The 11,342-nt window shown below is 63.2% G+C and carries 13 protein-coding genes; 5 read left to right on the top strand and 8 right to left on the bottom strand.

The features are described from left to right. Positions 1–63: 63 nt before the first annotated feature. Positions 64–1,275, top strand: coding sequence for an AI-2E family transporter (locus AC0L2H_RS20365; protein WP_473591876.1), 1,212 nt, complete (start codon positions 64–66; stop codon positions 1,273–1,275). Here the strand turns inward: AC0L2H_RS20365 and AC0L2H_RS20360 are convergent. The 3 genes from AC0L2H_RS20360 to AC0L2H_RS20350 all read right to left on the bottom strand — a co-directional run bounded on the left by AC0L2H_RS20360 (position 1,263) and on the right by AC0L2H_RS20350 (position 3,774). After that, positions 1,263–2,177: a DMT family transporter gene (locus AC0L2H_RS20360; RefSeq protein ID WP_473591875.1), complete on the bottom strand. Its 915-nt coding sequence runs from the start codon at positions 2,175–2,177 to the stop codon at positions 1,263–1,265. The genes AC0L2H_RS20365 and AC0L2H_RS20360 overlap by 13 nt on opposite strands. Before the next feature lie 221 nt (positions 2,178–2,398). Next, positions 2,399–3,163: an arginyltransferase gene (locus AC0L2H_RS20355; protein ID WP_473591874.1), complete on the bottom strand. Its 765-nt coding sequence runs from the start codon at positions 3,161–3,163 to the stop codon at positions 2,399–2,401. Positions 3,164–3,303: 140 nt separating this feature from the next. Then, entirely contained in the window at positions 3,304–3,774 is a 471-nt protein-coding gene (locus tag AC0L2H_RS20350) for an RDD family protein (protein WP_473591873.1), read from the bottom strand. A 204-nt stretch (positions 3,775–3,978) separates the two neighbouring features. Here AC0L2H_RS20350 and sthA point away from each other — a divergent pair, with 204 nt between their 5' ends. Continuing rightward, positions 3,979–5,367 carry a Si-specific NAD(P)(+) transhydrogenase gene (gene sthA / locus AC0L2H_RS20345; RefSeq protein ID WP_473591872.1) on the top strand — a complete coding sequence of 463 codons (1,389 nt, stop codon included), beginning with the start codon at positions 3,979–3,981 and terminating at the stop codon, positions 5,365–5,367. Positions 5,368–5,380: 13 nt separating this feature from the next. On the opposite strand, the gene AC0L2H_RS20340 is transcribed toward sthA, so the two are convergent. Beyond that, a complete protein-coding gene (locus AC0L2H_RS20340; protein WP_473591871.1) occupies positions 5,381–6,052 on the bottom strand; it encodes an alpha/beta hydrolase in 672 nt (223 codons plus the stop codon). 204 nt (positions 6,053–6,256) lie between these two features. Here AC0L2H_RS20340 and AC0L2H_RS20335 point away from each other — a divergent pair, with 204 nt between their 5' ends. Further along, entirely contained in the window at positions 6,257–7,456 is a 1,200-nt protein-coding gene (locus AC0L2H_RS20335) for an OpgC family protein (RefSeq protein ID WP_473591870.1), read from the top strand. A 14-nt stretch (positions 7,457–7,470) separates the two neighbouring features. On the opposite strand, the gene AC0L2H_RS20330 is transcribed toward AC0L2H_RS20335, so the two are convergent. Then, positions 7,471–8,553, bottom strand: a complete 1,083-nt coding sequence (locus tag AC0L2H_RS20330) for a LacI family DNA-binding transcriptional regulator (protein ID WP_473591869.1) — start codon at positions 8,551–8,553, stop codon at positions 7,471–7,473. Between the two features lie 142 nt (positions 8,554–8,695). Here AC0L2H_RS20330 and AC0L2H_RS20325 point away from each other — a divergent pair, with 142 nt between their 5' ends. After that, positions 8,696–8,839: a hypothetical protein gene (locus AC0L2H_RS20325; RefSeq protein WP_473591868.1), complete on the top strand. Its 144-nt coding sequence runs from the start codon at positions 8,696–8,698 to the stop codon at positions 8,837–8,839. Positions 8,840–8,907: 68 nt separating this feature from the next. Beyond that, on the top strand, positions 8,908–9,057 hold the full coding sequence (locus AC0L2H_RS20320; RefSeq protein ID WP_473591867.1) for a hypothetical protein: 150 nt from the start codon (positions 8,908–8,910) through the stop codon (positions 9,055–9,057). Between the two features lie 25 nt (positions 9,058–9,082). On the opposite strand, the gene AC0L2H_RS20315 is transcribed toward AC0L2H_RS20320, so the two are convergent. The 3 genes from AC0L2H_RS20315 to AC0L2H_RS20305 all read right to left on the bottom strand — a co-directional run bounded on the left by AC0L2H_RS20315 (position 9,083) and on the right by AC0L2H_RS20305 (position 11,221). Next, positions 9,083–9,457, bottom strand: coding sequence for a DUF423 domain-containing protein (locus AC0L2H_RS20315; RefSeq protein ID WP_473591866.1), 375 nt, complete (start codon positions 9,455–9,457; stop codon positions 9,083–9,085). Positions 9,458–9,524: 67 nt separating this feature from the next. Continuing rightward, on the bottom strand, positions 9,525–9,905 hold the full coding sequence (locus AC0L2H_RS20310) for a YkvA family protein (protein WP_473591865.1): 381 nt from the start codon (positions 9,903–9,905) through the stop codon (positions 9,525–9,527). 62 nt (positions 9,906–9,967) lie between these two features. Then, complete coding sequence (locus AC0L2H_RS20305) at positions 9,968–11,221, bottom strand: multidrug efflux MFS transporter (RefSeq protein WP_473591913.1); 1,254 nt, start codon at positions 11,219–11,221, stop codon at positions 9,968–9,970. Positions 11,222–11,342 lie beyond the last annotated feature (121 nt).

Genomic DNA, 11,342 nt, shown 5'->3' with positions numbered 1-11,342 from the left:
TCGTCACGATTGCTGCACTATATCAGTGCATAAGCAGGAAGGGTGTTTGGGAGAGCAGGGCATTTGAAGGAAGCTAAGATCCAGAAGCCGGAACGCCAGCAGCGCCTGTTCGGCCTGTCGACGCCGCTCAGGGCCGCCGTCATTCCGCCGCTGTCGGCCGCGCGCTGGCTGCTGGTGCTGATCGTCGCCGCCGGCGTCTATTTCTTCCATGGCTTCCTGTTCCCGGTTCTGGCCGCGCTCGTCATCGCCTTTGCCAGCTGGCCGCTCTATCGGCGGCTGCTTGCCGGTGTCGGCGGCAACCGCACCATCGCCGCGACATTGGCGATCCTGTTCATCCTGACCTTCCTGGTGGTGCCGATCGCGCTCGCCGGCACCTACGCCATCAACGAGGTCCGCGAATGGGTCGGCTGGGCGATCGAGACCAACAGGCATGGCGCGCCGACGCCGCACTGGATCGCCACGCTGCCGGTGGTGGGCGAATGGCTGAACGAGCAATGGACGCGCAATTTCGGCCATCCCGGCGGCATCGGCGAACTGATCCAGCTGATCAGCGGCGCCAATATCGGCAGCATCTATCGTGGCGTGCTGGCCGCCGGCGGCAGCGCCTTCGGCCTTCTGCTGACGCTGCTGTTCATGATGATCGCGCTGTTCTTCGCCTATCGCGACGGCGAGCATTTCGCGGGGCAGGTCGACCGTCTCGGCGAACGCATCCTGCCGACCAGGTGGGAGCGGATCTCGCGCGTCGTGCCGGCGACGATCTCCTCGACGGTGACCGGCATGACCGTGATCGCCATCGGCGAGGGGCTGGTGCTGGGTGTCGCCTACTGGCTGGCCGGCGTGCCGTCGCCGGTGACGCTCGGCGCGCTCACCGGCATCATGGCGCTGATCCCGGGCGGTGCACCGCTATCCTTCACGCTTGTCTCGATCTACCTCGCCGCCAGCGGCTCGCCGATGGCTGGGCTGGCGCTCTTCATCTGGGGCGCGGTCGAACTCTTCATCGTCGACAAGACATTGCGCCCGAAACTGGTTGGCGGCCCGATAAAGCTGCCGTTCCTGCCGACCTTTTTCGGCCTGATCGGCGGCGTCAAGACGATGGGCTTTCTCGGCCTGTTCATCGGCCCGGTGCTGATGGCGCTGCTGGTCGCGATCTGGCGCGAATGGCTGCGCGAGGTGGAACTGGCCGACGAACTCGCCTCGGAAGCGCCCGCTGGACCGGAGGGCGCCCCGCCGCAGATAGAGATCGTCGCCGACGCGAAGAAGAGTCAGGCCGGGTGAGAGACGGCAAGCGTTGCGCGGCGCTTGCGACCCTCGTGCAATTGCCACGCTGAATGCGCAACCAGCGCGACGATGAGGATCGCGCCGCCGATGAGGCTGTCGCGCGTCGGCATTTCGGCAAAGATCATCCACACCCAAACCGGCGCCAGCACGGTTTCCAGCAGGTAGAACATCGCCACTTCCGGTCCGGAAATGTATTTCGGCCCGTTGGCGAGGCAGAAGAACGAGATCGGCATGATGACGGCGCCGTTGAAGATGATCCACCATGGCGCGCTCACCTGGATGCCGCCGTCACCCGAAACCATGAACACCGCGACGGCCAGGGGCAGGACGACGCTGATCAGCGAGGTGAAGCCCATATCCTTGCCGCTGGCGCGCGAGATGGTGATGGCCAGTGCTATCAGAAAGGCCGAGCATAGCGCCATGAAATCGCCGAACAGGTGTCCGGTCCCGATGGAGCCGCCGACGATGATCAGCATGCCGAGGATCATGACCAGCATCGTCAGCACCGTGGCCAGGTGCGGCCGTTCCTTGAGGAACAACCACGACAGCAGGCCCGTGAACACGGTGCTGAAGGCCAGGATAAAGACCAGATTGGCGGTCGAGGTGTGATAAACGGCGGTGACGAAGGTCAGCGAGGTCAGACCATAGCATATGGCCACCGCAAGCCCGGACCAGCCAGGGATGAGTTGCGGCGCATTCCTGCTCAGCGAGCGCCAGATAGCCCAGATGATGAGTGCCGCGACAAGGGTGGAGCCGGTGCGCAGTAACAGGATCGTCCACGCCTCGCCATGAGCCAGCCGGATCAGCGGGATGTCCGCGGTCAGCGCCAGTCCGCCGATAGCCGTGATGAGAAGGCCTTTCTGGTGATCGGTGTGGCCCTTCCGGGTGTGAGATGACATGTCGGTCTCGCAATGTATGGGGAAGGCAGGCCGCAAGATCGACCTGGCGCCTGTCTTCCAGCCACTCGGCTGCAAGACCAGCATCCTCCTCCTTGAAACAGTCTCGCGCGTGACCCCGAAAATCGACCTGATTTTCGGAAAGGATCATGCGCAAAATCAAAGCCTTACAGCGTCCCAAAGGACGCGCGGCGCTGTAAGGATGAATGGCAGAAGAAAAAAGGTCAGCGCGAAACCGCTTCGTGGTCGTAGCGTTCCCAGCCCTTGGGGCCGAGATGCTCCTGCGGCATGAAGCGCATCTTATAATTCATCTTGCGCGAGCCGTTGACCCAGTAGCCGAGATAGACATGGGGCAGGCCCATCGCCTTGGCGCGGGCGATGTGGTCGAGGATCATGAAGGTGCCGAGCGAGCGGTCTTCAAAATCGGGGTTGAAGTAGGAATAAACCATCGACAGGCCGTCGGCCATCTTGTCGGTGAGCGCCACCGCGATCAGCTCGCCCTGGCCCTTGCCGGTGATGAACGTGTCGGGACCACGGCGCCGGTATTCGATGACCTTGGTGTCGACATGGGTGTCCTCGACCATCATGGCGTAGTCGAGCACCGTCATGTCGGACATGCCGCCGCGGCGGTGGCGAGCGTCGAGATAGCTTCGGAACAGCGAATATTGCTCGGTGGACGGCTGCGCGTCGTGCATGGCGCCGACAAGGTCTGAATTGTGCTGGATCACCCGCTTCATGTTGCGGCTGGCGGTAAATTCCTGGGCCAGGATGCGCACCGACACGCAGGCGCGACAGGTCTCGCAGGCCGGCCTGTAGGCGATGTTCTGCGAACGCCGGAAGCCGCCTTGCGTCAACAGGTCGTTCATCTCCGGCGCCTTGTCGCCGACCAGATGCGTGAACACCTTGCGCTCGAACTGGCCCTCAAGGTAGGGGCACGGCGACGGCGCGGTCAGGAAGAACTGCGGCGACTGGGTTGGATGCTGCGTCATCGAGCCCTTGGGGATACTCCTGCGAATCGCTCTACCTTTGGCGCGGACGGCGAAAAATTCAACAGGATTATGCAGGCGTGGTTGACCGGACGCCTTCACATTTGCGGATAAGGTGCTGCTTTGACTCTTCGGAAGCGGTTTCAACGGCCGCTGCGGCTGACCACCGTGCCGAGCAGCAGGTCGTGCAGCGTGCGCTTGCGGTCGGAAAACAGCGTCACCAGGAGGATCAGCGGCGTCAGGATGACATTGCCGGCCCAAAACAGCACCGAATGGACGACAGCGGTCAGCCCGTCGATGCGGGTGCCGTCGAGGCGATCGAGCCTGATACCCATCATCTTCATGCCGGTGGTGGCCTGGTCGGCACTGCCCAGCGTGTTCCAGATGTATAGGATGGCGACGACCGGCACGAGAACGGAAAACAGCATCCAGCCGAGGCCGAGCGTCAACAACCCGAGGAAGAACACCAGGATCGCGAACGGAATGGTGAGCAGCGCCACGATGCAATAGTCGACGATGAAGGCAAGGATGCGCCGCGTGCGCACGCCCTCGTAGGCCCTGACGTCGTCGAGCCTGGTGGTGATGATTTCGCCGTCAAGTACGCGCGCGTTCATGTCATATCCTCGTAATCGGACCCGCAATAGGGTGCGGACTCAATGCTGATGAAATGGTGAAGGCCCGCGGCGGAATCAAGGTCGGACCTTTCACCGGCCTGCCATGACGAAGTCGTGCCGAGCCTGGGGCTGAATCGGTTGAATTCGCGGCGCGGATGGCGTTAGCTTGCTGCGGTGCAACAGAACGCCGGGGACAGGGGCGATATGGACTACGACATGCTGGTCATCGGCAGCGGCCCTTCCGGGCGCCGCGCCGCGGTGCAATCGGCCAAGCTTGGCAAATCGGTGCTGGTGGTCGACAGGGGCCGGCGCCTCGGCGGTGTTTCCGTGCACACCGGCACCATCCCCTCGAAGACATTGCGCGAGACGGTGCTCAACCTCTCCGGCTGGCGAGAGCGCGGTTTCTACGGGCGCGGCTACCGGGTCAAGCAGGACATTTCGGTCGGCGATCTGATCCAGCGCCTGCACAAGACCCTCGATCACGAGGTCGAGGTTCTGCAGCACCAGTTCATGCGCAACACGGTCAGGAGCGCGCGCGCCGCGGTCAAGTTTATCGGCCCCAACAAGGTCAGCCTGACGGCGGACAATGGCGACTACAGCGAGGTCGGTTTTGCCAACGCGTTAATCGCAGTCGGCACCCGCCCGCACCGGCCGCGCGACGTGCCCTTCGACAAGACCCGTATCTTCGACAGCGACGAGATGCTGGAACTAGACCGACTGCCGCGCACGCTGACGGTGATCGGCGCCGGCGTCATCGGTGTCGAGTATGCGACGATCTTTTCGGCGCTCGACGTGCCGGTGACGCTGATCGAGCCGCGCAACACCATCCTCGATTTCGTCGACCGCGAGATCGTCGACGATTTCATCCATCAGATGCGCGACCGCGGCATGACGATCCGGCTGGGCAGCGCGGTCAAGGAGATCGCCTCGAAGGCAGACCACGCCGAGGTGACGCTTGCCGACGGGCGCACGATCCGTTCCGAGATGGTGCTTTATGCGGCGGGGCGCAGCGGCAATGTCGGCGCGCTTGGACTGGACGTGGTCGGTATCGAGGCCGATTCCAGGGGCCGCATCAAGGTCGATCCGCAGACCTTCCAGACCAGCGCACCCAACATCTATGCCGCCGGCGACGTCATCGGCTTTCCGAGCCTTGCCTCCACATCGATGGAGCAGGGCAGGGTGGCTGCCTGCCACGCTTTCGGCGTGCCGCTGCCGCCAGCGCCGGAAACCTTTCCCTACGGCATCTACGCGGTGCCCGAGATTTCTACGGTCGGCCAGTCGGAAGAGCAGGTGCGCGAGAACGGCGGCGCCTATGAGGTCGGGGTAGCGCGCTTCCGCGAGACCTCGCGCGGCCACATCATGGGCGTCGACACCGGTTTCCTGAAGCTTCTGTTCTCGGTCGAGACGCGCCGCCTGCTCGGCGCCCACATCGTCGGCGAGGGCGCCACCGAACTCATCCATATCGGTCAGGCGGTGATCAATCTCGGCGGCACCGTCGACTTCTTCGTCAACAACACCTTCAACTATCCGACGCTGGCCGAGGCGTACAAGATAGCCGGGCTGGATGCCTGGAACAGGATGGGGCGGGGGTAGGACGACAGGATCATCAAGTCGCCTGTGCGACGATGACTTCCGGGCCGGCCAGCCATTGCCTGACGATCGCCGTGTCGCGCTCGCCGAATTCATGGCCTGAGGGGACAATTCGCGCGTCGACCTCGGCGCCATGCCGGCTGAGCAGGCTGACCAGCGCCGGCGCAAAGGGCGCGTAGGTCAGGTCGGAGGCCCCGGCGATGATCAGCACGCGCACTCTGGACAACTCCGCGGGCGGCAAATCGTCAAGCACCGGCATCGGGCGCAGCAGTGCCGCCCGTTCGACGAGGTGCGGATGCAGCAGCATCACGCTCGAAATCAGATTGGCGCCGTTCGAATAGCCAAGGAAAGTCGTGCGGGATAGATCAAGGCCATGGCGCTTCGTGGCCTGGATAATGAAGTCAGCGAACGCGTCCGCCTCGCTGCGGATGCTGGTCTGTTCGAATCGCGTCGGCGTGATGCGCGTGAACCACCGGAAACCGCCCTCCTGGGCGATGCGGCCACGGACCGCCACCAGCACGGCGCGCGGCGCGATCTGCCGCCCCAGCGCCACCAGCGTCGTCTCGTCGACACCCGATCCATGCAGCAGGAAAAGGCATTCGCCACTTGGCTTCATCGGCTGATAGAGGCGGTAGGAAAACGCCAGGTCGCGCCGCAAGAAGCCATCTTCCGGAGGTTTTTCCGCCATAGTTGCATCCTTTTGATTTCATGCGATTTTTCTTAATTTGCCGGCTTCAAAACGGAATATTTTCGGCCTCCTATAAAGTTGATCGAACCGGGCGCATTTCAATCCGTTTTTCGCTGGTATTGATCCCGCCGGGAGGAATCGAAGCGGTGCGCCGGTATGGTCGCATTGCCGGGCATGAACAAACAGCTTTGAGGCCTTTTACCGATGACCATGCCAGTTTCGCCAGATCGTGGCACGCGTATCGCGGAACGCGATACGCGCATAGATGTGCTGCGGGCTCTCGCTCTGCTGACCATATATGTCGACCATGTGCCGGGCACCGCTTACGAGTACCTGACCTACAAGAACTTCGGGTTCTCGGATGCGGCGGAGGCCTTCGTGCTGATCTCCGGCATGTCGGTCGCTCTTGCCTATGGTGCAAAATTCCAGCCCGGCAGCCGGCTGCTTGCGGCGCTTAAACTGTGGCGCCGCGCCGGTGTGCTTTATGCCGCCCACATCGTCACGACGATGGTGGTGATGGCCATCTTCTGCGCTGCGGCGGTGTTCGCCAAGCGGCCGGACATTCTGGCAATGATCAACATCGAGCCGCTGATGAGGAACACGCCGCAAGTGCTGGTCGGCATCGTCACGCTCGGCCATCAGCTCGGCTACAACAATATCCTGCCGGTCTATGCCGTGCTGCTTTTGATGACGCCGGTCTTCCTGCTGTTCATCAGCAGCAGACCCCTGGCGGCGCTCGCCGTATCCGGAACGCTGTGGCTGGTTGCCGGAATTTATCAGATTGCTCCGCCGAACTATCCCGAGCCCGGCTTCTGGTTCCTCAATCCGCTATCGTGGCAGTTTCTTTTCAACATTGGCTTGGCGGCCATGCTGCACGTCAGGCGCGGCGGTGCGATTCCGGTCAATCGCTGGCTGGTTGGCGCGGCGGCGACCTATGTCGCCGGAGCGCTGGTCTGGGTGCACAGCCCGCTCTGGGGGCATGTGTCATGGCTGGATTTGCCGGTGGTGCTGACCGGCTTCGACAAGACGTTCCTGTCCTTGCCGAGAGTGCTGCACATCCTGGCCGTGAGCTACCTGGTCGTGGCCATTCCGTCTGTCTCGAACCTGTTCCGCACGAGCCGTGACCACCCGCTCGCCATATTGGGCAAGCGGTCGCTGCCGGTTTTCATCGCCGGCACGGTGATTGCCATGGCGGCGCAGGTGATGAAGCTGATCAATCCGGGTGGGTTTGCCTATGACAGTCTGCTTATCGCGGCTGGCATCGCCATGCAGTTCGCGCTCGCCTACTATCTCGAATGGCTGTCGGGCATCGGTTGGAACAGCAAGAGCAAGCCGGTTCGCACCGAGACATCGCCGGTGCGCACATCGTTTGGCGTGGGGCCGATGGTGACAAGCGCCAACTGACAAATGTGCTGGACTCAAACCCCTGCCGAGGGCGGCCTCGACGAGGCCCTGACGACAAGTTCGACATCGAGCGTTTCGCGCCGCACCGTGCCGTCGAAATCGAGGATCCGTCGCGCCGCCCTGCGGCCGATCTCGGCAATCGGCTGGGCAACCGTGGTGAGCGCGGGCTCGCAAAGCGCGCCGTCGGGCACGCCGTCGAAGCCGACGATGGAGACGTCGCGGGGCACGGCGATGCCCCGCGCGGCCAGCCATTCGATCGCGATCATGGCAATCCGGTCCGACATCGCCAGGATGGCCGTTGGCGGCTCTGGCAAGGCGAAGACCGTTTCCAGGCCAGCCCACGTGCTGGCCTCGTCGTTTTCGGTCTCGTAGACCGGCACCGTGGCGGTGTCGACACCGAAGCGGGAGAGTTCCTCGAAATAGCCGGCAAGCCGGTCGCGCGTACCGGCATAGAGCGCCGCCCGGACCTGCTCGGCCGAAACAAGGCCGGTGCGGTCGTCCACGAAGGCCAGTGACAGCACGGCAAAGCGGCGATGCCCAAGCTCGCAGAGATGGCGCGCCGCCAGGCGGGCGCCGGCGACATTGTCGACGCCGATCGCCGAGACCGTGTCGTCCTGCGAGCCGAGTTCGAGCGCGACGAAGGGCAGCTTGCGTTCGCGCGTCAATTCGACCAGGCGCGGGCCTCCCTCGATGCAGAACAGGATGAAGCCGTCGACCAGGGCACTCTGGATGTTCCAGGCGAGTTTCTCCTCATTGCCGGCCGAAACAAGAGCGATGCCGGCACCCGTGGCATCGCACGCCTCGGAGATGCCGGACATCATGACGCGGGCAAAGGGATCGTCGAAGAAATAGGAGAGGGGCTCGGTCGTGGCGACGCCGATCGCGTTGACCTTGCCGGCGCGCAGCAGGCGGCCTTTGGGGTCCGGGCCGGCATAGCCCATCGCCTCGGCCGCCGCCTTGACCCGCTCGCGCACTTCCTCGCGCACGATCTCCGGACGACTGAAGACATTGGAGGCTGTACCGTGCGAAACACCGGCCGCTTTGGCGATATCGGCCAGCCTGACGGGTCTTGTGTTGCCTGCGGTGAGTGACGCCATTTTGCTGCCTCCGAATTTTCATCTAGCACTTTTGTTGGATCGATTCAAATTTTTGCTTGACTTCGGTCGGTCGTGAACTATATTCTTGAATCGATCCAAGCGAGCATTTTCAATGCTGTCGCTGAACTGAGAGGAGGGTGCTATGCATCCCGTCAATTACCTGTTTGAGGATATCTACCGCAATGACTGGAACATCAGATCGGACGCGGTGACCCAGAAACGCCGCGGTAGATTCAGCCCGTGGGTTCGCGATCTGCGCTTCCTGGTGGAGCGCAAGCTGAGCTGATCGGCAGGGTATTTTAATGCCTGCGGATTGGATCGATTCAATTCCAGAAACACGAGAGGAGACAAGCCATGCATCCCGTCGGCTATCTGTTCGAGGACATCTACCGCAACTATTGGGGCATCTCGCCGGCCTCGCGGCGGCCGGAGCGGCTGCGCTTGACCAAGGTGGGCGCGCGCAACCGCGAACTGCCTGTCCGACCGGAACGCGGAAAAGATTAGCTCCCCCTTTGGGGAAGATTTCGCCTCAGGGGCGCGGGCGCATCAGTGCCGAGGCGGCGATCACCAGCCAGCCTCCGATGAGCAAGGTGCCGCCGATGGGCGCCGACATCGGGAAAAGCCGCGAGCCGACGAAATCGCGAGCCAGGAGATCGCCTGAAAACAAGACAAGCCCGGCGAGAAGGACGAAGCTTCCGATCCGCAGGATCCGGTTTGCGCCAAGCAATCCGACGGCTAGAAAGACCGGCGCGTGCATGATGAGGAAGGACGCGGCCGTGCCGACGAAAGCGCCGCCCAGATGCGCCGCGGCGGCTGACAGCGCCACGCCCGCCGCACCGCAAAGGCCGCCGGCGAAGACAAGGATGCGGTCGCTGCCGCTCGCAGGTTGCTCGGCCATGCTCATGTTGAGTTACCTCCGTGAATGGCCAAACGACTGGCCTGGTCTTGCGAAACGTGTCTCAGCTTGAAGCTCAGCCGATGAAGTAGCGATAGCCGAGCCACGCAACCAGTGCGACCGATGCGCCCCAGATGCCGGCGATCACCACGGCGGCGGTTCTGCTCACCGGGCGCTCTGCTGCAAGCGTGGCGGCGGCTCGGTGCTCTGCCATGACCTCTGGCGGGATCATTTTCACCACAGCCGCGATACCCAGTGGCACGATTATCGCGTCATCGAGATATCCCAGCACCGGTATGAAGTCCGGAATCAGGTCTATGGGCGACAGTGCATATCCGGCAACACATAGCGCCAGCGCCTTTGCGTACCAAGGTGTGCGGGGGTCTCCGGCAGCGAGGTAAACAGCATGCGCGTCTCGCTTGATCGTGCGTGCCCAGTCTTTCAGTCCATTTTTCATCGGACAGGTTTATCCGCAAAGGGATGGCTGCCGACAGTTTAAACCGGAACTGCGGAATCGTGTCAGGACTTGCCGGTTTCCGCCAGCATGTCACGCGCGCGGCGCGACTGGACCAGCCAGTTATAGGCAGCTCCACCCGCCATCAGCACGGATGTGCCGAGAAACACGGCACGCATGCCAAAATGGCCGCCGACGAAGCCGCCGAGCAGCGGCCCCGCGACCTGCCCGACATATTGCGCCGAGATGGACAGACCCAGCACATTGCCGCCGACGCCGTCCGGAACATTGTGGCGGATGACGCTGGTGATGCAGGGCAGCAGGCCGCCAAGCGCCAGGCCCATCAGGAAGCGCAGGCCGATCAACTGCCAACCCTGGGTGACGAAGGCTTGCGGGATCAAGAGCAGCGCCGAGACGGCAAGGGCTGCGATAATGACATTCCAGTGGCCGATGCGGTCGGCGAGCTTGCCGAGCCGCGAGGCCGACAGGATGGCGCCGAGTGCCGCCGCCGACATGACGACGCCGGAGATCAGTGTGACCCGGCTTTGATCCTCGATGAGCTGCTGGACATAGACCGTGATGATCGGCTCGATCGACATGGTGGCGAAACTCAGGAGCATGCCGGTCGCGAGCATGGCGACAACAGGACGCTTGTCGGGGATTTGCGCCCAGCCGCCTTTCGGCTTCCCGGCAGATGCTGCCTTGCCGGCTGCCGGGCGCGGATTCTCCTTGATGAGGAAGGTCGTCGCCAGGAAGGCCAGGAAGATAACGCCGCCGGCGAGCAGGAACGTGGCGCGGATGCCGATCACCGGCGGCAGCGCGCCGCCAAGCAGGGGGCCGACGAGCGCACCTGCGGTGATGCCGGCCGACAGCACGCCGAGCGCCCAGCCTGAACGGTCCTTCGGCGTCTGCATGGCGACGAGAATGGTCGAGCCGGAGGAATAGCCGCCGGCGAAACCGATCAGCAGGCGCAGCAGCACCAGTTGCCACACACTCTGCACCATGCCGGTCAGCGACATGCAGATGGCCATGCCGAAACTCGCCCGCACCAGCATCAGCTTGCGGCCATAACGGTCGCCCAGCCGTCCCCAGAGCGGCGCTACCAGCGCGGCGGCAAGGAAGGTGGCGCCATAGGCGATGCCGGACCACTGCACGATGGCTGCGTGGCCTTCGGCGCCAAGCTGTTCGACGTAGAGCGGCAGGAAGGGCAACAGCAGGGTCATTGCGATGAGCGTGCTGAACGAACCGGCAAAGCACACAGCGAGATTGCGCCGCCAGTGGACGTTATAGCTGCCGTGTTCGGTGTTGCCCTGCGCCATGTCTGCCTGCGCCATGTCTGCTTGCGCCATGTCTGTCCTACCGGTATCGGGCTTGTTGCGGATACCAATTTGGGATACCAAGTTGGTATCCGTCATGGACTTCAACCCGGCCGCTGTCAAT

The organism is Mesorhizobium sp. WSM4871, assembly GCF_055811295.1.
The sequence above is the reverse complement of the archived record's forward strand: the minus strand, read 5'-3'. Positions and strand labels throughout refer to the sequence as shown.

Excerpts from the sequence above, each read along its gene's own strand:
- AC0L2H_RS20305 (WP_473591913.1), bottom strand. The coding sequence starts at position 11,221 with ATGGCGCAGGGCAACACCGAACACGGCAGCTATAACGTCCACTGGCGG.
- AC0L2H_RS20310 (WP_473591865.1), bottom strand. The coding sequence starts at position 9,905 with ATGAAAAATGGACTGAAAGACTGGGCACGCACGATCAAGCGAGACGCG.
- sthA (WP_473591872.1), top strand. The coding sequence starts at position 3,979 with ATGGACTACGACATGCTGGTCATCGGCAGCGGCCCTTCCGGGCGCCGC.
- AC0L2H_RS20350 (WP_473591873.1), bottom strand. The coding sequence starts at position 3,774 with ATGAACGCGCGCGTACTTGACGGCGAAATCATCACCACCAGGCTCGAC.
- AC0L2H_RS20355 (WP_473591874.1), bottom strand. The coding sequence starts at position 3,163 with ATGACGCAGCATCCAACCCAGTCGCCGCAGTTCTTCCTGACCGCGCCG.
- AC0L2H_RS20330 (WP_473591869.1), bottom strand. The coding sequence starts at position 8,553 with ATGGCGTCACTCACCGCAGGCAACACAAGACCCGTCAGGCTGGCCGAT.
- AC0L2H_RS20335 (WP_473591870.1), top strand. The coding sequence starts at position 6,257 with ATGACCATGCCAGTTTCGCCAGATCGTGGCACGCGTATCGCGGAACGC.
- AC0L2H_RS20325 (WP_473591868.1), top strand. The coding sequence starts at position 8,696 with ATGCATCCCGTCAATTACCTGTTTGAGGATATCTACCGCAATGACTGG.
- AC0L2H_RS20320 (WP_473591867.1), top strand. The coding sequence starts at position 8,908 with ATGCATCCCGTCGGCTATCTGTTCGAGGACATCTACCGCAACTATTGG.
- AC0L2H_RS20360 (WP_473591875.1), bottom strand. The coding sequence starts at position 2,177 with ATGTCATCTCACACCCGGAAGGGCCACACCGATCACCAGAAAGGCCTT.
- AC0L2H_RS20340 (WP_473591871.1), bottom strand. The coding sequence starts at position 6,052 with ATGGCGGAAAAACCTCCGGAAGATGGCTTCTTGCGGCGCGACCTGGCG.
- AC0L2H_RS20315 (WP_473591866.1), bottom strand. The coding sequence starts at position 9,457 with ATGAGCATGGCCGAGCAACCTGCGAGCGGCAGCGACCGCATCCTTGTC.